Here is a 21,992-nt window from a genome sequence, read left to right on the forward strand (position 1 = left end):
TTAGCAGGTGGGTCGCATGAGCAAGCTCATACGAATTATCGTTATCATCCTTTGCGCCTTCGCGCTGGCGAGCATGTTGATCTTCCGCCTGCGCGTCAACGACGCGCCCGCCGGCCCGCCTCAATCACCCATCAACTCGGACGTACAAACCGTCGAAGGCCAGATCGGCACGGTCAATACCGATACACGGACGCTGACCCTGGTGGATGGCGACAAGCAAGTGACGTTCGACTTTGACGAGCGCACGGCAATCGTCGAATCGGGACGCGCCGTGCCGCCGGCCAGCATTCCTCAGGGCGCGGCGGCCAGCGTCCGCTATACGCAACGCGGCGGCAAGAACTGGGCGCGCAAGATCGAGTTGCTCACGCCGCGCTCGGATGATCCCTACTGATGCGACGGCTCTTCGTCGCGACGAATCGTGACTTCAGCGTTGTAATCTGGAATGCCGCACTCGTCGTCACAAACGCCGCGCGTCAACAGGACGTTGCCTTCCGGCCAGTGTACCTGAACGTTGCCTGCGGCAATCGGCGCGATGTGGCAGCGCCCCCGCATCCTGCCTGCCTGGCTCTCGATGACGACGGCATCGCCGTCAGCGATACCCAGTCGCGTCGCGTCGTCCTGATTCATCAGCACATCTTCGCGGAGCGCCCCGGTCAACGGATCGCGCTGGCGCTGTACGATGCTATTGAACTGCTTGCCGCGTCGCGTCGCCAGCCGCAGCCGTCCATCGCCTGGCCCTTCCGCAAACGCGATCTCTGAAAAGATCGCTCGGCCCGTCGGCGTCGGGAAATGCGGCGTCGTCTGGCCGCTCGCGTCACGCGACTCACAAAGGCGCGGGCCGCCCCACTGGATTTGATCGCCGGCCTCGCGCAAAGCTTCAATGCCTTTATAAGCAGGCACGGCGCGAGCGATCTCTTCGCGGACCTGCTGCGCGTCGTCGAAATGAATCAAGCGCGCCTCGGCGGGCCGCGCCCGCTCGGCGATCCGCATAGGGATTTCCCATTCAGCCATCGCCTCGCCGATGCGCCGGCCCGCAATCTCCGGGCTGAACAGGATGCGGCGCTCGGTCGAAGTTTCCGTGCCGCCGCCGCGTTGCTCGTAACGAGTCTGCGCCGGCAGCAACACGACCAGCTCATTCGGCTCGACCAGCATCTGCGGCGTCAGCACGATGTCTTGATGCAGGCGAACCGGTAAGCGCTCGACCGCTTGGCGGACATAATCAGGGTCGGGCAGCGTTTCAAGGAAGTTGCCGCCGACCTGATAAAAGACCTCGATCTCGCCGCGATGTGCCGCATCGATCATCTCGACGGCATTCAGGCCGCGCCGGTCGGGCACGGCAAAGCCCCACAGGTCACCGAAGCGCGCGGCGCCCGCGCCGTCTACCGCCACACCGCCGGGGAACTGATTCGGCACCGCTCCGACTTCCGCGCCACCCTGGACGCCCGAATGGCCACGGATCGCCATCAAGCCGCACTTCTCGCGTCCCAGGAAGCCGCGCGCCATCGCCAGGTCAGCGATGGCGCGCACGTTGGCCACGCCGTCACGGTGCTGGGTGATCCCCATTGACCAGACGAACACGGCGCTGCGCGCTTCACCGAGCATGCGCGCAAAGCGCCGCATCTCTTCGCGGCTGGTTCCCGAGGCGCGCTCAAGCCGATCCCAGGAATTGGCCGCCAGAGCCGCTTTCAAGTCTTCAAAGCCTTGCGTGTAGTCGCGTATGAAGCCAGCATCCACCCAGTCGTTTTCAATCAAGTGCTTGATGACGCCGGCAATGAAGGCGCGGTCGCCGCCCGTATGAACCTGAAAAAAGGCGTCGGCGATTTTGGTCCCGAACAGCGCCGACTCGGCAACCGAAGGCACCCAGTAACGTTCAAGGCCCGGCTCGCGCAGCGGATTGACGACAGCGACGCGCGTGCCCTGCTGCTTGGCCTGATAGATGTACTTCATCGTCACCGGCTGATTGTTCGGCGTGTTGCTGCCGAAGAAGACCAGCAGGTCTGTGCCAATCCAATCGCTATACGAGCAAGTCGAAGCGGTGACGCCGAGCGCCTGTTTCAGCGCCACCGTAGACGGCGCGTGGCAGATGCGCGACGAGTTGTCTATGTTGTTGGTGCCGAGAAAGCGCGCCACCTTCTGCGCCACGTAATAGGTTTCGTTGGTCAGGCCCCGCGACGTCAGGTAGAACGCCAGCCGTTCAGGTGAAACGGCAGCGATGCGTCCGCCGATCAAGTCAAGGGCAGCATCCCACGACAGGCGGCTGAAGCCGGGCTCGCCACGACGGCGAATCATCGGGAAGGGCAGGCGGCCCATCTCGCGCAACTCGGCCCCGCTCATGCGCTCAAGCTCGCGGGTGTCGTTGAGCCTGCGAATGTCGAGCGCCGGCATGGTATTCAGCCGCAGCAATTCCAGCCGCACCATGCAGAGATGGACGCCGTCCATCGTGAAGTCGTGCAGCCCGGTTGTGCCGAGCGCGCAGCCATCACAGACGCCCTTGCTCAGAATGCGCCAGGCGAATGGCAGTTGATCGCGGTTACGCCAGGCGACGCGCGCCATTTCGAGATAATGGTTCGGCTTGGTGTAGCCGATGCCGTTCGGCGACAGGCTGACCCAGTTCTTTTTATTCCAGCGTGTCATGCTTTGATTCTTTCTTGAATGCTTTGCTGTTGAGCATTGTAAACCATCGCGGCGGCAGTTGGCACGATTGTCGCCCTTCCCGCCCGCCTGTTAGAATGACGGCGTGATTCTCGTCATCGATAACTACGACTCATTTACCTATAACCTCGTCCAATATCTCGGCGAGCTGGGCGCGGACGTGGCGGTTTATCGCAACGATGCGATCACGGTTGAGGGCATTCGCGAGCTGGAGCCCGAACGACTATTAATTTCGCCGGGGCCGGGCGTGCCCGATACGGCGGGCGTGACGCTTGAGGCGATACGCGCCTTCGCCGGGAAGATGCCGATCCTCGGCGTCTGTCTCGGCCATCAAGCCATCGGGCAGGCGTTCGGCGGCGCGGTGGTGCGCGCGCCTTACCTGATGCATGGCAAGATCAGCGAAATCTGCCATGACTCGGCGACCATCTTTCGCGGCGTGCCTTATCGCTTCAAGGCGACGCGCTATCATTCGCTGATCGTCGAGAAGGCGAGCTTACCTGAGACGCTCGAAGTCTCGGCGACGACCCCCGACGGGATCATCATGGGGCTCAGGCACCGCGATTACCCAATCGAAGGCGTGCAGTTTCACCCGGAGTCGGTGATGACCGAGCACGGCAGGACGCTGCTGGAAAACTTTTTGAGCATGTAGCCTGATTGAATGGTGAAGGAGCAGAGCATCTTGGCGAGCCGAACCGAACAGCGACCGGCGGGCGTGTTGAAAGCCGGCGGCATTCTCGACCGCATCGTTGACCGAAAGGCGGCGCGGCTCGCAGAGGTCATGGCGCAATCGCCACTCGAAGAAGTGATGGCTCAGGCCGAGCCAATCACTCGACCCGGCAGATCGTTCGCCGAAAGCCTGAAGCGCCCTGAATCAATCAACGTCATTGCCGAGGTCAAACATCGCTCGCCGTCGAAAGGCATCATCCGCGCCGACTTCGACCCGTTGGCGATTGCCTTGAGTTACCAGGAAGCGGGCGCGGCGGCCATGAGCGTGCTTTGTGAAGAAGATCACTTCGGCGGCTCGCTCGATCATCTGCGAATGATTCGCGCGGCGACGGCCACACCGTTGCTTAGAAAAGATTTTATCTTCGATGAGTATCAGCTATACGAGGCGTGCGCCGCGGGTGCGGATGTCGTGTTACTGATCGTCGCCATTCTCGATGATGCGTTGCTGCGCCGCTTGCTTGAGCGAGCCGAGGCGCTCGGCCTGGAGGCGCTGGTCGAAGTCCACACGGCGGACGAGATGCGGCGCGCAGCGAGCGCCGGCGCCGCGACCGTCGGCGTCAACAACCGCGACCTGACGACCTTTCACGTTGACCTGCAAACATCGCTCGATCTCGCGCGGCTAGCGCCTGCCGGGACAACCCTGGTGAGCGAGAGCGGGATTGGCGACGGCGCGAGTATCCGCCGATTGCGTCAGGCGGGCTACTCTGCGTTCTTGATCGGCGAGACTTTTATGCGCGCTGAAAATCCCGGCGGCGCATTACGACAACTGATCCGTGAGGCGTGCGATGAATCGAGTCCGAGTTAAAATCTGCGGCGTGCGCACGCTCGAAGAGGCTGAAGCCGCCATCGGGGCCGGGGCCGATGCGCTGGGCTTCAACTTCTGGCCGCGCAGCCCGCGCTATGTCGCGCCCGCTGATGCGCGAGAGATCGCTCGACAGCTTGCGCCGCTCACGTCGCTTGTCGGCGTGTTCGTGAACGAAGAGCGCCAGCGCGTCATCGAGATTGCTTCGCAAGTCGGCTTGCAGGCCGTACAGCTTCACGGCGATGAGCCCGCGGCGTATTGCGAGGGTTTCGGTTCGCTGCGAGTCATCAAGGCGCTGCGCGTCGGTGACGATTTTGACTGCCGCGAGATTGAGAAATACACGGTAAGCATGATCCTGCTTGATACGAGTGTGCGGGGCAGTTACGGCGGCACCGGCCACCGCTTCGATTGGCGGATTGCCACCGAAGCCAAGCGCTATGCGCCGCTGATTCTGGCCGGCGGGTTGCGCGTTGACAATGTCGCCGAAGCGATTGCCGCCGTACGCCCCGCGGCGATTGATGTATGCAGCGGAATTGAAGCCGAGCCGGGGAGAAAAGATTTGCGCAAGCTGCGCGAGTTTATGGCTGAGGTGGCGCGCGCCAACGCGGCGATCATAAATAGGGAATTGCCATGAGCAAGGTCGAAGAAGACACTTCATATCAGATGCCGGATGGGCGCGGCCACTTCGGGCCGTACGGCGGCCAGTACGTGCCTGAAACTTTGATGCACCCGCTCGAAGAACTGGTCGCCGCTTACGACGAGGCGCGGCGCGATGCCGACTTTCAACGCCAGTTCACCGAGCTGTTGAAGCATTACGTCGGTCGTCCAACATCGTTAATGTTCGCCGGGCGATTGACGGAGCATCTGGGCGGCGCGCGAATCTACTTGAAGCGCGAAGACCTCTGCCATACCGGCGCGCACAAGATCAACAACGCCATCGGTCAGGCATTGCTGGCGCGGCGCATGGGCAAGCGGCGCATCATTGCCGAAACCGGCGCGGGGCAGCACGGCGTCGCGACCGCGACGGTCTGCGCGCTGATGGGCGCAGACTGCGTTGTTTATATGGGCACCGAAGACATGCGCCGGCAGGAGCTGAACGTCTTTCGCATGCGTTTGCTCGGCGCTGAAGTCGTCGGCGTGGATGCCGGCAGCCGCACCCTGAAAGATGCCATCAACGAAGCCCTGCGCGATTGGGTGACGAATGTTACGGACACCTACTACCTGCTGGGCTCGGCGCTCGGCCCGCACCCTTACCCGACGATGGTGCGCGACTTTCAATCGGTGATTGGCCGCGAGGCGCGGGCGCAGATACTTGAGCGGGAAAAGCGCCTGCCGGATTTGTTGGTTGCCTGCGTCGGCGGCGGCAGTAATTCAATCGGCCTGTTCTATGACTTCATTCGTGATGAACAGGTGAAGATGATCGGCGTCGAAGCCGGCGGCCATTCGCTGGAGCTGGGCCAGCACGCGGCGCGCTTCAGCGGCGGCAGGCCCGGCGTTTTGCAGGGGACGCGCAGCTACCTCTTGCAGGATGAAGGCGGGCAGGTGGCGCTGACCCATTCGGTATCTGCCGGGCTCGATTATTCGGCCATCGGGCCGGAGCATGCTTACCTGCACGACGTGGGTAGGATTGATTACACTTCAGCGAATGACGAAGAAGCGCTCGCCGCATTCGAGTTGCTGGCAAAGCTCGAAGGGATTATCCCGGCGCTCGAAAGCGCGCACGCCATTGCCGAAGTCATTAAGGCCGCGCCGCGCATGCCGCGTGAAGCCATCATCATCGCCAACCTGTCGGGGCGCGGCGATAAGGATGTCAACACGGTTGCCGAGATGTTGCTCAAGCGGCGGGGCGAACGATGACGCGAATCGCTGACAAGTTTGCCGCGTTGCGCCGGGCCAGCCGCAAAGGGTTCATTCCTTACATCACCGCCGGCGATCCCGATTTGGAAACGACCGCGCGGCTCATTCTTGAGCTTGAAAAAAGCGGCGCGGACATCATCGAGCTGGGGGTGCCTTTTTCTGACCCGATGGCCGATGGGCCGGTGATTCAACGCGCCTCCGAGCGCGCCTTGCGCAATGGGGTCACGGTGCGCGATTGTTTGAGCCTCGTGCGGCGCATTCGCAATGAGAGCGAGATTCCGATTGTGCTGTTCAGCTATTTCAATCCGCTGTTGTCACTGGGCGAAGCATTGCTCGGTCGCGAGCTGCGTGAAGCCGGCATTGATGGATTGCTGGTGACCGACCTGGTGCCGGAAGAGGCGGGCGATTTGATTCGACAGATGCGCGCCGTCGAAGTAGACACGATTTTTCTGGTGGCGCCGACCAGCACGGATGAGCGCATCAAGCGAGTCGCCGAGGCGTGCAGCGGGTTTGTTTACGCCGTGTCGCGCGCGGGCGTTACCGGCGTGCGCCAGAGCCTTTCGGATGCGGCCAGTCTGCTAGTTCAGCGCGTCAGACCGTTCACCGCTCTGCCGGTCGCCGTCGGCTTTGGTGTTTCAACTCCTGAACACGTCGCCGAAGTCTGGCAACATGCCGACGCCGCGGTGGTCGGCAGCCGCATTGTCGCAGAGATCGCCCGGCACGCTGAAGATGATTCGTTAGTCGAGCGAGTCGGCCGGCTGACGCGCGAATTGCTGTCGCCTGCGACTCGGCAAAGTGAATAGTATTGCCGCTGGCCGGTCGGGTGATTAAACTGAAACCTCAAAGGGGCGAACCGCATTGAGCATCGAAGATTGGCGTGACGAAATTGATCGCATAGATGAAGAGCTGGTGCGTCTGCTGAATCAGCGCTCGACGTGCGCCATCGAGATTGGCCGCATCAAGCGCGACATCGGCCAGCCGGTTTACTCGCCGTCACGCGAAAAGGAAGTGCTGGAGCACGTCACACGGATCAACGGCGGGCCGCTCGACGAGGAAGGCATGCGGCGGCTCTTCGAGCGCATCATTGACGAATCGCGGCGCATCGAGCGCGTCACCGTCGAGCATGAGATGGAGGAGATGCGGCGGCCCGCGGCGAAGGCGAGCCCTCGGAAAAAGCGGCGCGCCAATTAATCCATCCGGTTCACCGGGCAAAAGGCGGCGGGCATCGCTATAATACTTGTTCGTAATTCACGCCGAGTTTTCAGGAGCGCGCTATGGTCATTGTGATGGAAGAGGCGGCGACCGACGAGCAGATTTCCGCCGTCATCGAGAAGCTGGTCAGGTTAGGATTCGACATTCACCGTTCGACGGGCGTGCAGTACACCGTGCTGGGCGCGGTCGGCGGGCGCATCGTTGACACGCGCGACATCGAGTTGCTCGACGGCGTCAAGGAAGTCCATCGCATCACTTCGACCTATAAGCTCGCCAGCCGCAGCTTCAAACCCGAATCAACGCAGATCAAGATTAAAGATGTCGTCATCGGCGGGCCAGAGGTCATCATGATGGCCGGGCCTTGCACGGTCGAAAGCCGCGATCAGGTGATGGCGATTGCCGAGATCGTTGCGGCGCAGGGCGCGAAAGTGCTGCGCGGCGGCGCTTTCAAACCGCGCACCTCGCCTTATTCATTTCAAGGCATGGGCGAGGAGGGCTTGAAGTACCTGCGGCAGGCGGCAGACCGTAACGATTTGCTGGTCGTATCCGAAGTCATGGAGCCGTCGCAGATTCCGCTCTTCATTCGCTACGTTGACATCCTGCAAATCGGCGCGCGCAACATGCAGAACTTCAACCTGCTGCGCGAAGTCGGGCGCATCAACAAGCCTGTGCTGCTGAAACGCGGCCCGGCGGCGACTATCGAAGAAACTCTGCTTGCCGCCGAATACGTCATGTCGGGCGGCAATCACGATGTCATTCTGTGCGAGCGCGGCATCCGCACGTTTGACACTTATCTGCGGAATACCTTCGATATTTCGGCCATCCCTGTGTTCAAGAAGCTGTCGCACCTGCCGGTCGTCGCCGACCCGAGCCACGCCACGGGCCGCCGCGACAAGGTGCCGCCGCTGGCACAGGCGGCAGTGGCGGCGGGTGCCGATGGGTTGTTGATCGAAGTCCATCACGACCCGGAATCGGCGCTCTGCGATGGCGCGCAGTCATTGCTGCCCGAGCAGTTTGAAGAGTTGATGCACCGGCTGCGGCTGATCGCTCGCGCCGTGGACCGCGAGCTTGCGCCGGGCGTCGAAGCCGCGAGCCGTTGAGGCGGCAGGTGAAGGGCTTATGATCTTTGAGAGGCTTGCCATCGTCGGCGTCGGGTTGATCGGCGGGTCGTTTGCGATGGCGGCGAAAGAGGCGGGCCTTGCCCGGCGCATCAGCGGCTGGGATGATCGGGCGACGCTGGAAGAGGCGCTGCGGCGCGGCCTGATTGACGAGATCGAAGAATCGTTTGCCGGCGGCGGCTTCTGCCCTGCCGACCTGATTTACCTGGCGGCGCCGGTCGGCGGCATTCTGGATTTTCTGCAAACGCATGGCAAACAGGTGAAACGCGGCGCGATTGTCACCGACGCCGGCAGCACCAAAAGGCAGGTCTGCGGGGCCGCGCGAACGGCGATTACCGAGGGCGCGACTTTTATCGGCGGCCACCCGATGGCCGGCAGTCACGAACGCGGATTGGCCAATGCGCGGGCCGGCCTTTTCCGCGATTCGGCTTATGCCTTGATTGGCGAAGACCCTGTGCCGAAGGGTTTGGACGCGGTGGCGTTGCGACTGTTCATTGAAGCGGTGCGCGCCATCGGCGCGCGGCCCGTGGTTATGAGCGCCGAGCGTCATGATCATGTGGTCGCGGCCATCAGTCATGCGCCGCAAGTATTGGCGACCGCGCTGGCCGTCAGTGTCGCCGACGCCAACGATGAAATGATGCCGCAACTGGCGGGCGCGGGTTTTGCGGATATGACGCGGCTGGCGGCAAGCCACTGGTCGGTGTGGGAAGATATTTGCGCGACGAATGGTGATGAGATTGCCGCCGCGCTCGGGCGCATCATCGGCACGCTTGAAACGCTGCGCGGGGAGCTGGCGGCAGGCGGCGGCCTGACGCAGACCGGCGCCGCCTTTCGCCGCGCTAACGAGCTGATGCGCCGCGCCGAAAAATGATGAAGCACCGTTACTAAGAATTGAACTCATTGAAGGACATTATTCATGGCGACTTATGTAATCGGAGACATTCACGGGCGACCGCATCTGCTGGATCAACTGATCCACAACGTGCCGTGGGATATTCATAATGACAAGATCGTTTTCCTGGGCGATCTCATCGACCGTGGGGCGGATGCGCCCGGTGTCATCGAGCGCATCATGAAACTTGCAAACGATAACCCGAACGTCGTCGTCCTGCGCGGCAACCACGAACAGATGATGCTCGATTGTCTCGACTATGGCGACTTGCAATGGCTGATCCCTGAAAACGGCGGGCTGGCGACGCTGACCGGCTATGGGTTTGACCTCGACGAATTGCAGGACGTTTCCGATATTCACATCCCCGAAGCGCACGTCGAGTTCATGCGCAGCTTGCCCTACTATCACGAAGACGAGCAGGCGATCTATGTTCACGCCGGGTTGATCCCCGGCGAATTGCCGGAGAACACCGACCCGGACGTGCTGCTCTGGACTCGCGATTTCGACTTCTTCAGAGGCTATGAAGGCAAGCTCTGTTTCTTTGGCCACACGCCGACGCATTATCTGCCCAAAGACGGGCGCACGCGCCGCTTCGGCATCTACATCCACGGCAGTTGCGTCGGCATAGATACCAGTGGCGACAGTGAAAGCCCGCTCTCTTGCATCGAGGTTGAAAACTTCGCTTTGTACCAAGCCCATCCCGCAGGCCATGTCGAAGTCGAACGGCTGCGCTCGCGCAAGCCCGCCGCTCAACCCGCCAAAGTCGCTTTGTGAAGCCCCTCGCCCTAATGCGAATCGCCCTCTCCGCAAGCGTCGCGCGAAGGCTCGCTTGCGCGCTGTGGTTAGCGGCGCTGCTTGGCGTGCTCGCCTGCAAAAGCATCTTGCTTGATGAGCGATTTCACGGCGGCGAGCTGACGCGCTGGGCGGTGATGGACGATCCTGAAACGGTCGAGGGGCCATCGGTGTGGCGCGTCGAAGCGGACGGCTGGTTGCACCAGCGCAGCAATATCTGGGGCCGGCGCGGCGATTTCATTGGGCGCTGGTACGGCACCATGTTGGTCGCGGGCTTCGCAAGCTGGCGGGATTACGCCTTCACTGTGAAAGCCAAGGCGAATGACAACGACGGCTTCGGCGTGGTCTTTCGCCTACAGGACGGCGAGCATTTCTATCGCCTGCTCCTCATCAATGATGGGATGAGCGGCGGCCCGCTGGCGCGGTTAGACAAACGCGAAGGCGCTGACTACACTGAACTTTGGTCGACACAGCGCACTTATAAGCAGGGAGCCGAGCTCCAAATCGAGGTCACCGCCGAGGGCGACCACCTGAGCGGCAAGCTGGATGGGCAGCCATTGTTTGATGTGCGGGACACGGCTTACAGAAGCGGCAAGGTCGGGCTGTTCTGCTACGCACAGAACGATCAAGCGTTTGATGATGTGCGCGTCAGCGAGCGTTAAGAGGGAAGCATCATGACACGAGCCGTCATTATCAGCGGCGCGCGAACGGCTATCGGGTCGTTTGGCGGCGCACTCAAAGACACGCCAACCCGCGAGCTAGGGCGCGTCGTTATCGAAGCCGCAACGCAGCGTGCGGGAATAGATAAGGGCGACATTGAAGAAGTCATTATGGGCAACGTGCTGCAAGCCGGCGGCGGCATGAACGCGGCGCGGCAATCGGCAATCGCCGCCGGCATCCCTGATGCGGTGCCTTCGTTCACCGTCAACAAGGTGTGTGGCTCCGGGCTGAAAGCCGTTGCCCTGGCCGCGCAAGCCATCGTCGCCGGCGACGCTGACTTGATTATCGCCGGCGGCGTTGAATCGATGAGCCGCGCGCCTTATTTGTTAAAGGAGGCGCGCTGGGGCTATCGCATGGGCAACGGCGAGATGATCGATTCGCTGTTGAGCGAAGGCTTGACCTGCGCGCTGGCCGGTTGCCACATGGGGATTACCGCCGAAAACGTCGCCGCCAAGTATGGCATCGCGCGCGCCGATCAGGATGCTTTTGCCGCGGAGAGCCAGCGCCGTGCCGCCGAAGCCATCGCCGCGGGCCGCTTCAAGGAAGAGATCGTGCCGGTCATGATCCCGCAGAAGAAAGGCGAGCCGCTGGCTTTTCAAACCGACGAGTACCCGCGCGCTGCTACCAACGCGGATGCGCTGGCGAAATTGCGCCCGGCGTTTATGAAAGAGAACGGCTCGGTGACGGCGGGCAATGCTTCGGGGATCAACGACGGCGCGGCGGCGCTCATTGTCGCCAGCCAGGAGCGCGTTCGTTTGATGGAGCTGGCGCCGATGGCAACCATTGTCGCTTACGCGGCGGGCGGCGTTGATCCTAAGCTAATGGGAATGGGGCCTGTGCCGGCCATTGAGCGGGCTCTTGAAAAAGCCGAGCTGACGCTTGCCGATATCGATCTGTTCGAGCTGAACGAAGCCTTTGCGGCGCAGAGTCTCGCCGTCGTCCGTGAGCTTGGCCTTGACCCGGCGCGCGTCAACGTCAATGGCGGCGCAATCGCTCTGGGTCATCCGATTGGCGCAAGCGGCGCGCGTGTCCTGGTGACCTTGCTCTATGAGATGCGTCGCCGCAACGTCCGGCGCGGGCTCGCGGCGCTGTGCATTGGCGGCGGGCAGGGAATCGCCATGATCGTCGAGCGATAATTGCCAGCCGCGCGTGGAGGAATCATCTGCATGAGTCGCAAAGTAATTGTCCTTAACCTTCTACTTTTCCTTATCGTGCCCGCGGCAATGGCGCGGCAGCAGCCGGAAAAGCCGCAAGCCTCTGCCAGCCAAACATCCGAAGAAGCCGTCAACCTGATGATTAAGCAGCAGCGTTATGATGAAGCCATCGTGCTGCTGGAAGACGCCCTTAAACGCGAGCCGAATGCCGCCGACCTGTACCAGCGGCTCGGCAAGACCCGCTTCGTCAAGAGTGTGGCGACCAGAGACGCCGCGCTTGAGGCAAAGGCATTCGAGTCGTTTCGCCGCGCCGTCGAGCTGGCGCCGCAGCGCCCCGACCTGCTTCATTCGCTCGCGGCTGCCCTGATGCTGACGCGGCGAAATGACGAAGCCATCGCGGTCTGTGATCGCGCGATTGGCCGCGACGCCACCTACCTGCCCGCCTACGCGCTCAAGTGGGAAGTGATGTTGAAGCGGCCGGACATTGAAACGCAGGCGCAAGCGGTCCGCGCGGAGATTGACCGGCTGCTCGCCGCAAACAAGAGCGAGCCGGCGCTCGCCATCGCCAGCAAGGGCTTCGAGATGATCGCCGATGAACAGGCGATGGAGAAGATCAATGACCGTGTATTGAGTGAGTATCCGAAAGGCGATTGGGCACAAAACATTCTTGCTCAGCGCGCTTTTGAAGAACCGGACAACGACAAGCGGGCCGGCCTGCTTGACGCCTTCATCGCCCGTTATCCCGCTGACCCGCGCGCTTCGCTGATTTATTCAGAGATGTTTCGCATCCGGGCCCAGCAAGCGGCGTCGCCCATCGCTCGCCTCGCGGAAATCGGTGATGCGTGGATCGCTCATGCGACGGGGACGGCTTATTTGATGGTTCTCGCGCGAGCCAAAGTCGCGCTCGTTCTTGCCGAGCGGCACGGCAATCTCGATCACGCTGAAGCGGTCGCTAAAGACGCCGTGAAGATCGCGCAGGGCCTGACGACGGATTCGCCGCTGGTTGCCGGCGAGCCGCCCGCCGACCGCGAGCCGCTGATTGCGCGGCTCAAACTGGACGCGCAGATGGCGCTCGGCTTCGTGCATCTGCGGCAGGGACGGATTGCCGACGCCGCTGGCGAGTTGAGCGGCCCGCTGGAAGCGGTCGTCAAGCAGGTCGAACGCGACGGCTATGTCCTCTGGCGTGATGCCGACCTGCGCGAGCTTGGCCTGCCGCCCCGCGTTCTCTGGCTTGCCGAGCTTTATCAGGCGCAAGGCAAGTACGATAAGGCCGCGAAGTACTTGCTCGCCGCCGTCAGCGATGAAGATTACAGAAACCGAATCGTCCAATCGCAACTGCCCTTGGTTTACAGCAAGCTTGGGCGCACGGCGCAGGCGGCCTCGGCAGACTTCGATCAAGCCATGCAGCGTTATCGCGCTTTGACGACGACGACCGCGGGAGTCCGCGACGAAGAGAAGCGGCGATTGCTGGCGACCCGCATGGATGTGGCGGCTCCCGACTTCAAAGTGACACGGCTCGACAAGAAAGCCGTGAGCCTTGCGGACCTCAAAGGCAAAGTGGCGGTGCTGGTCTTCTGGGCGACATGGTGCGGGCCGTGTATGGTCGAGATGCCGCGGCTTCAGGAAGCCGTCAAGAAATACGCCGCCAACCCGGAGGTGATTTTTCTTGCCATCAGCGTGGACGAGCGCAGGCTCGCCGTTCGCCCCTTCATCGAGCGCAACGGTTTTCGCCTGCCCGTGGCTTATGATGAAACCGGGGCCGGGGCGTTCGGCGTCAGCGGCATCCCGACGATGGTTATTCTTGACCGCCGGGGGCGCGTCGCCTTCCGCGAACAGGGAATGGGCGGCGATGCCGACCGTTACGTCGAGCGGCTGAGCTGGCGCATCGATGAGCTACTGAGCGAGAAACCCGCCGGCGACAATTCGAAGGTGACGAATGAATGAAATGGGCCACCCTTTGATGCGCATTACACCCGGCTCGCCGGTGATCGTCTATCTGCACAGCCCGCGCGAAAAGCTTTGGGGCTTGATGTATGAGCTGAACACGGCGGGGGTTTTCCTGCGCGGCATCGATCTGAACGCGTTCGACGACTGGACGGCGATGATCGTTCGTGGCGAGCGCAACATCGGCCTCAGTCATGTCTTCGTGCCGATGTGGCGCGTCGAGCGGTTATCGCTGGATGAAACGATTGACGACCTGCCTTCGATGGCCGACCGCTTTCTTCAGCGCGTCGGCATCACGGTTAATGAGTACCTGGGACTTTAGGAATTGCGGATTGCGGAATCTGGAACCTCGGATTCTCTTCAGAGCTTAATATTGCCCAATATTGAATAGAATTCAGGGATGAGTTCGATAATCCGCAATCCGCAATCCGCAATTCTTCATTGCTCCTGAAGGTGCTGAAAGACTTCCGGGTCAATCTTCGCTGAATAGACCGCCGTGTTGATGATGATCTCCTGAACAAATTTGCCATCCTGGGTCATCAAACGGCGTACAGGCACGAGCGTGTTCTGCACCACCTTGAACGGCGTGTAGAAGTATTTCAGCAGGTATTTCGTCGGCGGCTGGCTGTCGTCGAGCTTGACTTCATACTCGCACTGCACAACGCGATAGGTCTTGACGCTGACCCAGAAGCGCGTCTTGTCGCCGTTGGGCGTCGTCAGGTCGATCATGTTTGTCTCGACGCCGACCACCGTGTCCGGGCCGACCAGCTCGATCTTCGAGCCGTCTTCTTTGTAGCGCAACAGGGCCGTGTATTCGTGCGTCAACTGGGCGCGAAAGGCGCGCTCGGCGCTCGGATTCAAAGTCATATACTGGCCGTTCTGCGCCGACCAGACGCTAGCGCCGTTAAAGCCGATGACGTACTTGATGGCCGGCCGGTTGCCATCGGCGCTGCCGGGCGACATCATCTCCAGGTCAACGCGCAGCAAATCCTGCCAGGACTTCTCGCGCCGCATGGCGCGCAGGCTGTAATTGCCCGTCAGGTCGCCCTGATCGCTGGCCAGCCGGATCGTGCCTTCCTCTTGAATGGCGGCGCGCGCGGTTTCGAGCCCTTTACGCCCGCCATAAGCAAAAATCGCCGTCTCAACCAGCAGCTCAACCGGCGACAGCTTCGTCTGCGTGGCTTTGGCCTCGGCTTTCTTCTTTTCCAGCTCTTTATCTGACGGCAGCTTGCTATCGTCTTTCTGTTGAGCCGGCGCCGCCGGGCGCTGTGCTATGGCCAGCGGTGCGCCGGTGATGAAAGCGATGAGCAGTAGAGCAAAAACGTGCCGCGTGGCACTGATGTATCGCGTGGCAATCAAGCGTCCCAAGTTAGCTTCTCCTCCAAAACTCTAAATCAGTTTACTGGGATAACCTCTGGTAGTGTTTCCAACCCAAAAGATTCTAGCACATCACGAAGCGCCGGCGCAGCCGGTCGCCGCGCCACCGAGAGAATGCCGCTGCCCTACGTTATTGCGCGCCATTCAACACCGGCTGCGCCTTGCACAAGCGGTCGGGACTTTTGGTTGCCGCCTTGAAATCACTGCTATAGAATCCCCGCAGGCTAAGAAATCGGAGGGAGCTATGAAGATTGGTATACTCGTCGGGCGCGAGGGGACGTTTCCGCAGGCGCTCATCAGCGAAATCAACGGGCGGAACGCCGGCGTCACCGCCGAATATGTCAAGCTTGGCGGGGTGCGCATGGCCGCGCCGCTCGAATACGACACCATCGTAGATCGCATCTCGCATGAGATTCCGTTCTACCGCGCCTACTTGAAGTCGGCAGTGCTTTCAGGCACCAAGGTGCTAAACAATCCCTTCTGGTGGACGGCGGACGATAAATTCTTCAACTACTCGCTGGCCACTTACCTCGGCATTGCCATCCCCAAGACCGTGCTGCTGCCGCAGAAAGAGTATAAAGAGGGCGTGGTGTCGGAGAGCTTACGCAACCTGGAATACCCGCTCGACTGGCAGGGCATCATCGATTATGTCGGCCTGCCGGCGTTCATCAAACCGTACGACGGCGGCGGCTGGCGCGGGGTGTCGCGGGTCAACACCTTCGAAGAGCTGATGGAGAAGTACGACGCCAGCGGCACCGATTGCATGGTCTTGCAGGAGTTCATCCCCTTCGATCATTACGTGCGCTCGTACTGCATCGGCAAGCGCGATGTCTGCCCGATGACTTACGACCCGACCTTCCAGCGTTACCTGGTGGTTGACAATTACCTCGACCCGGCGACCGAAGATCGCGTGCGCCGCGAGACCATTCTGATTAACGAAGCGCTCGGCTATGACATCAACACCGTCGAGTTTGCGATCAAAGACGGCATCCCCTACGCGATTGATTACATGAACCCCGCGCCCGACGCCGACTGGTGGTCGGTCGGGTCAATTTACTTCAAGTGGATGGTCGAGAAGGTCGCAGACCTCGCCGTAGACACGGCGCTGCACGGCGAGCCGACCTTGAAGCAGCATCGCTGGATCGATCTGCTCAACGACGAGATCAAGCGGCCCGGCGTCGGCCAGATTGCCGGCGCATAGAAAGGACCCCGATGAGCGACGCCGTGCAGGAATACAACGCGCTGATCGAGCGGCAGCCGCAGTTGCTTGAAGCGTCACGCGATTTTCTTGAAGCTCGCCTGAACGAGGTGCAATTGATCTTTGGCGGGCGCTTGCTGACGCCTTACCTGCGGCCCCACTTCGTCACCCGCGACGAATGGCGACGCATCACCGCGGCTTGCGAGACCGTCTGGAGCGCCATTGAAAAGGTCGGACGCGAAGCGCCCGGCGACGCTTTGATGCTGGAGCAGATCGGGCTGACCGCGGGCGAGCGCGAGCTGGTCGCCGTAGACCCCGGATACCCGGACGTCTCTGTCACCTCGCGCCTGGATTCGTTCCTGACCACGAGCAGTTATCAGTTCGTTGAGCTGAACGCCGAATGCCCGGCGGGCATCGCTTATGCCGATGTGGCGGCGGAGATATTCATGGACTTGCCGCTGATGCGCGAGTTCCGCAAGACGCACGATGTCGCGCCGATGTATTGCCGCCAGCACATGCTCGACGCGCTGCTGAAGATTTACGCGGTGGCGCGCGGCCAGGGCGAGCGCCCGCAAATCGGCATCGTGGATTACAAAGGCTTGCCGACGCAGCGCGAGTTCGAGATGTTTAAAGCTTACTTCGAGCAGCACGGCTACGCGGCGACGATTGCCGACCCGCGCGAGGTCAGCCTCCGCGGCGGCGAGCTCTATCACGAAGATTTCCGCATTGATCTGGTTTACCGCCGCGTGCTGACGACCGAGCTGCTTGAGAAGAAGGACGAGTGCGGCGACTTCATCAACGCTTACAAACAACAGGCCGCCGTCTTCGTCAATTCGTTCCGCACCAAGTACGTCCACAAGAAGATGCTCTTCGGCGTGCTGACCGACGAGCGCCATCAGCATTACTTCACCGAAGCCGAGCGCCGGGCCATCGCGCAACACGTCCCGTGGACGCGGCGCGTCGAAGCCGCTCGCACGACGCACGCCGGGCAAGAGGTGGACTTGCTTGAATACATCCGCGAGCAGCGCCATAACCTGGTGCTGAAGCCGAACGATGACTATGGCGGGCACGGCGTTTATATCGGCTGGGAGTCGAGCGAGGGCGAATGGGATGCGGCCATTGAAGCGGCGCTGCGCGGCGATTACCTGGCGCAGGAGCGCGTCACCACGTCGCGCGAGCTGTTCCCCTACATTGATCAGGCGGAAGGCCGCGTTGAGATGATCGAACAATTGCTCGACGTTGACCCGCTGCTGTTCTTCGGCAAAGTGCAGGGCGGCTTCACGCGCCTGTCCTCGTCGTCGCTGGCCAACGTCACTTCGGGCGCAGGCATGGTGCCGACCTTGCTGTGCGATTGATGGCTAAGTTAAGGAGAATTTGATGGCGAATTTCACGCTGGGAATTGAAGAAGAGTTTCAGATCATTGATCCCGAAACCGGCGAGCTGCGCTCGCACATCACCGAGATGATCGAGGAAGGGCGCATGATCCTCGGCGAGCAGGTGAAGCCCGAAATGCATCAGTCAATGGTCGAGGTCGGCACCGCCATCTGCGAAAACATTCAGGAAGCGCGCGCCGAGCTGGTGCGCCTGCGTCGTACGGTTTCAGAGCTGGCGGGCAAAAAGGGCCTGCGCATCGCTGCCGCTTCAACTCATCCCTTCTCAAGCTGGAAAGATCAGAAGATCACGCCGCACGAGCACTATGACGCGCTGATTAACGAGATGCAGATGCTGGCGCAATCGCTGTTGATCTTCGGCATGCACGTCCACATCGGCATTGACGACCGCGAGGCGCAGATTCACCTGATGAACGCGGCGCGCTATTTCCTGCCGCACGTCCTGGCGCTTTCGACCAGCTCGCCTTTCTGGATGGGCACGAACACAGGCTTGAAGAGCTACCGTTCAGAGATTTTCAAGAAATTCCCGCGCACGGATATCCCTGATTATTTTTCGTCGCATTCCGAGTTCAGCAACTACGTCAACCTGCTGCTGAAGACCAACTGCATCAGCAACCCGAAAAAAATCTGGTGGGACGTGCGCCCGCACCCGAACTTCCCGACCCTCGAATTTCGCATCTGCGACCTGCCCTCGCGCATCGATGAGGTGCTGGCGCTGGCGGCGCTCTTCCAGGCGATCACCGCCAAGCTCTACAAGCTCTACCGGCAGAATATGGGATTTCGCCTCTATCGCCGCGCGCTGATCCAGGAGAACAAGTGGCGGGCGGTGCGCTGGGGGCTTGAGGGCAAGCTGATCGATTTCGGTAAGCAGAAAGAAGTGCCGGTGCGCGACCTGATCCTTGAGCTGCTCGACTTCGTTGACGATGTCGTAGACGAGCTGGGCTGCCGCAAAGAGCTGGAATATGTTCACACCATTCTTGAGCAAGGCACCAGCGCCGACCGCCAGTTACGCAAGTTTGCCGAAACCAACGATCTCAAAGCGGTTGTTCATCAGGTTATCGCTGAAACGATGGAAGGCGTCGAGTAGGCGACGCTCTTCCCAACAACCTCGCAGTATTAAAAGCAGTCACGGAACTGCCGGCAACGCCTTCGCCGCCTGAACAGATCGCTAAGCATTGCCACATCACCCCTGGATTCAATAGCTTGAATCCGCCGCCCCGCGCCTCACCCAACGGGCACGATGCTTGCTCTCTACTGCTCAGCAATTTTTATATGTGTATAGGAGAGCGATATGCCCGACCGCAACGACCGGTTCAGCAGAGACGAATACGACGATTGGCACGATGAAAGAGATCGGCGCTGGAGCGATGATTTGTCATACCAGCGTGTCCGTCACGAAGCGCAGGAAGCAATACGTCGCGCCGGTGACGGCGGGCGGCGGCCTCGGCGTGGCAGAGGTCTGACGAAGTCAATTCCCAAACCGGCGATCATCGTCGGCGCTATCGTCATTGCCACGGCGATCCTGGCGCTGGCGACCTACTTTATCTTTTCGCGGACGACCACGACAACCCCTGCACGGACGCCGCCCGTTGCGACCGCGCCTGCACAACCGGCCACCCAACCGGCGACGCCGGCGGCCAGTGATTCGCCAATTCCCGGTCTGCCAAGTTCGCAAACGGATGCCAACCTGCCTGAAGAAGGCGTCGTCGCGATGGCTGCGCGCATCACTTTGAGGCTGGCACTGGCCGCGCTTTTGACCTCGCTGTTGGCCTTCCGCCCGCGTAAAGACGTGCCGGTCATGCAGCGCAATCCGTATGTCGCGCAAACCCAAATTCTGCTCGCCGTCGTCGCTTCGGCCATGATGATGATCGTCGCAGACAATGCGGCGCGCGCCTTTGGCATCTTTGCGGCGGCCTCGCTGGTCAGGTTCCGCACCAACATCCGCGACCCGAAAGAGATCACCGTCTTGCTGGTCTGTCTTGGCGTCGGGTTGGCGACCGGCGTAGGCAAAATCGAGCTGGCGGTGATTTCGGCGCTCTTCGTGCTGGTGATGCTGTGGGTGCTGGAATACTACGAGCCGGCGCAGGTCTTCCGCTCGCTTGAGTTAATGGTCATGACCCGCCGCGTTGATGAGACCGACGAGATGTTGCGCGAAATCTTTGACCGCTATCAACTGACTTCCGAGCTGCGCAAAATTGACCGCGAAGACGAAGCCGATCCGATGGGCAAGATCGTCTACTATGTCAATATCAGCCCGCGTATCAGCACCGATAAGCTGAGCGAAGAAATTTTCGCCTCCGACCCGGAGCATATAGACTCTGTGTCCTGGGATCAGAAGAAGAGTCAGTCCTATATTTATCGCTGATGAATGACCGACGACTGCCGACCGCCGCGGGAGAGATGAGCGGCGGTCGGCAGTCGTCGGGCTACAACTTTTACGACGTTTGAAGAATCCTATACAATGGTTCTGGTCGAACCGTCCGAGTGGAGTCGAGATTTCGATTTAAACAATAAATCCATTGAGGCGTGATTCGTGGAGGTTGCTATGAGTAGGATTCGAAGTTTCAGCGCCAGCCTTTTAGTGGCGTTGCTCATTTTGCCTTTGGGCATTCTGGCGCAAACCCGCGTCATCGCTCCGAAAAACCCTTACAGTCCCTCAAAAGACGTAGAGCTAGGGCGACAGGCGGCGCAGCAGGCCGAGCGCCAGATGCCGCTGCTCAACGACAGCGCCTCGCAAGCATACGTCGCGCGCATCGGAGCGCGGCTGGCCGAAGCGATTCCGAGCGAGTTTCAACACCCGGAGTTCCAGTATACCTACAAGGTCGTTGACGTGCGTGATGTCAACGCCTTCGCGCTTCCGGGCGGCTTTACCTATGTCAATCGCGGGTTGATCGAGACGGCGCAGACCGAAGGCCAGCTCGCAGGCGCGATGGCGCACGAGATCAGCCACGTCGCCTTGCGGCACGGCACGGCGCAGGCGGCCAAAGCGCAAAAGTATCAGGTCGGCTCGGTTGCGGCGCAGATACTCGGCGCGGTCATCGGCGGCGGCGCGGGCCAGGTGGTCGGCGCGGCGGGCCAGATGGGCATCGGCGCGGCTTTTCTGCGCTTCAGCCGGGATTATGAGCGCCAGGCCGATATGCTCGGCGCGCAGATTATGGCGCGCGCCGGCTACGACCCGCATGAGCTTGCCAATATGTTTCGCATTCTCGAACAGACGGGCGGCAAGGGCGGGCCTGAGTGGATGAGCGATCACCCGAACCCCGGCAACCGCTTTGAAGCGATCAACCACGAGGCCGAGCTGTTGAACGTTCAAAACGGCGAGCGCGATTCGCAGGACTTCCACCACATTCAAGCGCGTCTGCGCGATATGCCGCGCGCCCGCTCGATGAGCGAAGCCGCGCGCAACGGTGGGCGCTATCCCGATTCGCGGCGCTATCCGCAGGACGATTCGCGGCGTTACCCGCAGGATAACGATCAGAGCTACCCGGATTCGCGTCGCTACCCGGACGAAACCGAACGGACGGATCGGGACCCCCGCCGCTATCCCGACGAGACCGAGCGGACGGATCGCGACGTGCGTCGTTATCCGCGCGACACGGATGCCGGGGGATCGCGCAATGTCGGCTACCCGTCGTCGCGTTACCGCACTTACGACGCCGGGCTGGTGCGCCTGTCGGTGCCTGATAACTGGCGCGAAATCCGCACAGACAATAACGAAGTGACCTACGCGCCAGAAGGCGGCTACCATTCGGAGAATGGAAACATCGCCTTCACGCATGGAGCGCAGGTCGAGCTGACGCGCGCGTCGAGCAGCAACCTGCAAGCAGCGACCGATGAGTTGATCCAGTCGCTAGCGCAGGGCAATAGCGAATTGCGTCGCAGCGGCTCGCCCTGGCGCACGACCGTGAGCGGTCGCAATGCGCTGGCGGTTTCGTTGCACAACGTCTCAGAGGTCACCGGGCGTCCCGAGACTGTGACCTTGCTGACCACGTTCACCGACAATGGCGATCTGCTCTACGTGATCTTTGTAGCGCCGACGGACGAATACGGCAATTACAAGAGCGCCTTTGACCACATCGCCAGCACCCTCGTCGTGAACCGCTGAAACAAGTCTGCCGAGTCGGGAAATCCTGGCTCGGCAGACGCTCCTTCTGCAC

General features: G+C 61.2%; 21 protein-coding genes. 19 read left to right on the top strand and 2 right to left on the bottom strand.

Annotated features, from left to right (window positions below):
- Positions 1–16: 16 nt before the first annotated feature.
- The gene (locus tag VJ464_25085) at positions 17–391 is read left to right on the top strand and encodes a hypothetical protein (GenBank protein ID HKQ08419.1); all 375 of its coding nucleotides are present in this window, start codon (positions 17–19) and stop codon (positions 389–391) included.
- Here VJ464_25085 and VJ464_25090 read toward each other — a convergent pair.
- On the bottom strand, positions 385–2,634 hold the full coding sequence (locus VJ464_25090; protein ID HKQ08420.1) for an FdhF/YdeP family oxidoreductase: 2,250 nt from the start codon (positions 2,632–2,634) through the stop codon (positions 385–387). The two genes, VJ464_25085 and VJ464_25090, sit on opposite strands and share 7 nt — an antisense overlap.
- A gap of 103 nt (positions 2,635–2,737) precedes the next feature.
- On the opposite strand from VJ464_25090, the gene VJ464_25095 reads away from it, so the two are divergent.
- The 13 genes from VJ464_25095 to VJ464_25155 all read left to right on the top strand — a co-directional run bounded on the left by VJ464_25095 (position 2,738) and on the right by VJ464_25155 (position 14,191).
- Positions 2,738–3,301, top strand: coding sequence for an aminodeoxychorismate/anthranilate synthase component II (locus VJ464_25095; protein ID HKQ08421.1), 564 nt, complete (start codon positions 2,738–2,740; stop codon positions 3,299–3,301).
- 30 nt (positions 3,302–3,331) lie between these two features.
- Positions 3,332–4,183: an indole-3-glycerol phosphate synthase TrpC gene (trpC, locus tag VJ464_25100; protein ID HKQ08422.1), complete on the top strand. Its 852-nt coding sequence runs from the start codon at positions 3,332–3,334 to the stop codon at positions 4,181–4,183.
- Entirely contained in the window at positions 4,164–4,814 is a 651-nt protein-coding gene (locus VJ464_25105; protein ID HKQ08423.1) for a phosphoribosylanthranilate isomerase, read from the top strand. The genes trpC and VJ464_25105 overlap by 20 nt, the downstream gene beginning before the upstream one ends.
- Positions 4,811–6,037 (top strand): tryptophan synthase subunit beta, encoded by a 1,227-nt coding sequence (trpB, locus tag VJ464_25110; GenBank protein HKQ08424.1) that lies wholly within the window; start codon positions 4,811–4,813, stop codon positions 6,035–6,037. Before VJ464_25105 ends, trpB begins: the two co-directional genes overlap by 4 nt.
- On the top strand, positions 6,034–6,840 hold the full coding sequence (trpA, locus tag VJ464_25115; protein ID HKQ08425.1) for a tryptophan synthase subunit alpha: 807 nt from the start codon (positions 6,034–6,036) through the stop codon (positions 6,838–6,840). Before trpB ends, trpA begins: the two co-directional genes overlap by 4 nt.
- 55 nt (positions 6,841–6,895) lie before the next feature.
- Entirely contained in the window at positions 6,896–7,228 is a 333-nt protein-coding gene (pheA, locus tag VJ464_25120; protein ID HKQ08426.1) for a chorismate mutase, read from the top strand.
- Between the two features lie 83 nt (positions 7,229–7,311).
- Entirely contained in the window at positions 7,312–8,349 is a 1,038-nt protein-coding gene (gene aroF, locus VJ464_25125; protein ID HKQ08427.1) for a 3-deoxy-7-phosphoheptulonate synthase, read from the top strand.
- 19 nt (positions 8,350–8,368) lie between these two features.
- A complete protein-coding gene (locus VJ464_25130) occupies positions 8,369–9,238 on the top strand; it encodes a prephenate dehydrogenase/arogenate dehydrogenase family protein (GenBank protein HKQ08428.1) in 870 nt (289 codons plus the stop codon).
- 45 nt (positions 9,239–9,283) lie between these two features.
- Positions 9,284–10,033, top strand: coding sequence for a metallophosphoesterase family protein (locus tag VJ464_25135; GenBank protein ID HKQ08429.1), 750 nt, complete (start codon positions 9,284–9,286; stop codon positions 10,031–10,033).
- Between the two features lie 14 nt (positions 10,034–10,047).
- Positions 10,048–10,713 (top strand): hypothetical protein, encoded by a 666-nt coding sequence (locus VJ464_25140; GenBank protein ID HKQ08430.1) that lies wholly within the window; start codon positions 10,048–10,050, stop codon positions 10,711–10,713.
- Positions 10,714–10,725: 12 nt separating this feature from the next.
- Positions 10,726–11,907, top strand: a complete 1,182-nt coding sequence (locus VJ464_25145; protein HKQ08431.1) for an acetyl-CoA C-acetyltransferase — start codon at positions 10,726–10,728, stop codon at positions 11,905–11,907.
- Positions 11,908–11,937: 30 nt separating this feature from the next.
- The gene (locus tag VJ464_25150) at positions 11,938–13,869 is read left to right on the top strand and encodes a redoxin domain-containing protein (protein HKQ08432.1); all 1,932 of its coding nucleotides are present in this window, start codon (positions 11,938–11,940) and stop codon (positions 13,867–13,869) included.
- Positions 13,862–14,191 (top strand): hypothetical protein, encoded by a 330-nt coding sequence (locus VJ464_25155; GenBank protein HKQ08433.1) that lies wholly within the window; start codon positions 13,862–13,864, stop codon positions 14,189–14,191. The genes VJ464_25150 and VJ464_25155 overlap by 8 nt, the downstream gene beginning before the upstream one ends.
- A 116-nt stretch (positions 14,192–14,307) precedes the next feature.
- Here VJ464_25155 and VJ464_25160 read toward each other — a convergent pair whose 3' ends face one another.
- Positions 14,308–15,237 carry a hypothetical protein gene (locus VJ464_25160; GenBank protein HKQ08434.1) on the bottom strand — a complete coding sequence of 310 codons (930 nt, stop codon included), beginning with the start codon at positions 15,235–15,237 and terminating at the stop codon, positions 14,308–14,310.
- A gap of 253 nt (positions 15,238–15,490) precedes the next feature.
- Here VJ464_25160 and VJ464_25165 point away from each other — a divergent pair, with 253 nt between their 5' ends.
- From VJ464_25165 to VJ464_25185, 5 genes are all read left to right on the top strand, one after another.
- Positions 15,491–16,447: a hypothetical protein gene (locus VJ464_25165; protein HKQ08435.1), complete on the top strand. Its 957-nt coding sequence runs from the start codon at positions 15,491–15,493 to the stop codon at positions 16,445–16,447.
- 11 nt (positions 16,448–16,458) lie between these two features.
- Positions 16,459–17,799 carry a hypothetical protein gene (locus VJ464_25170; protein ID HKQ08436.1) on the top strand — a complete coding sequence of 447 codons (1,341 nt, stop codon included), beginning with the start codon at positions 16,459–16,461 and terminating at the stop codon, positions 17,797–17,799.
- Positions 17,800–17,821: 22 nt separating this feature from the next.
- Complete coding sequence (locus VJ464_25175) at positions 17,822–18,922, top strand: carboxylate-amine ligase (protein HKQ08437.1); 1,101 nt, start codon at positions 17,822–17,824, stop codon at positions 18,920–18,922.
- Between the two features lie 204 nt (positions 18,923–19,126).
- Positions 19,127–20,200, top strand: coding sequence for a DUF4956 domain-containing protein (locus VJ464_25180; protein ID HKQ08438.1), 1,074 nt, complete (start codon positions 19,127–19,129; stop codon positions 20,198–20,200).
- 180 nt (positions 20,201–20,380) lie between these two features.
- Entirely contained in the window at positions 20,381–21,940 is a 1,560-nt protein-coding gene (locus tag VJ464_25185) for a M48 family metalloprotease (protein HKQ08439.1), read from the top strand.
- Positions 21,941–21,992 lie beyond the last annotated feature (52 nt).

This window comes from Blastocatellia bacterium (genome assembly GCA_035275065.1).
GTDB lineage: Bacteria > Acidobacteriota > Blastocatellia > UBA7656 > UBA7656 > DATENM01.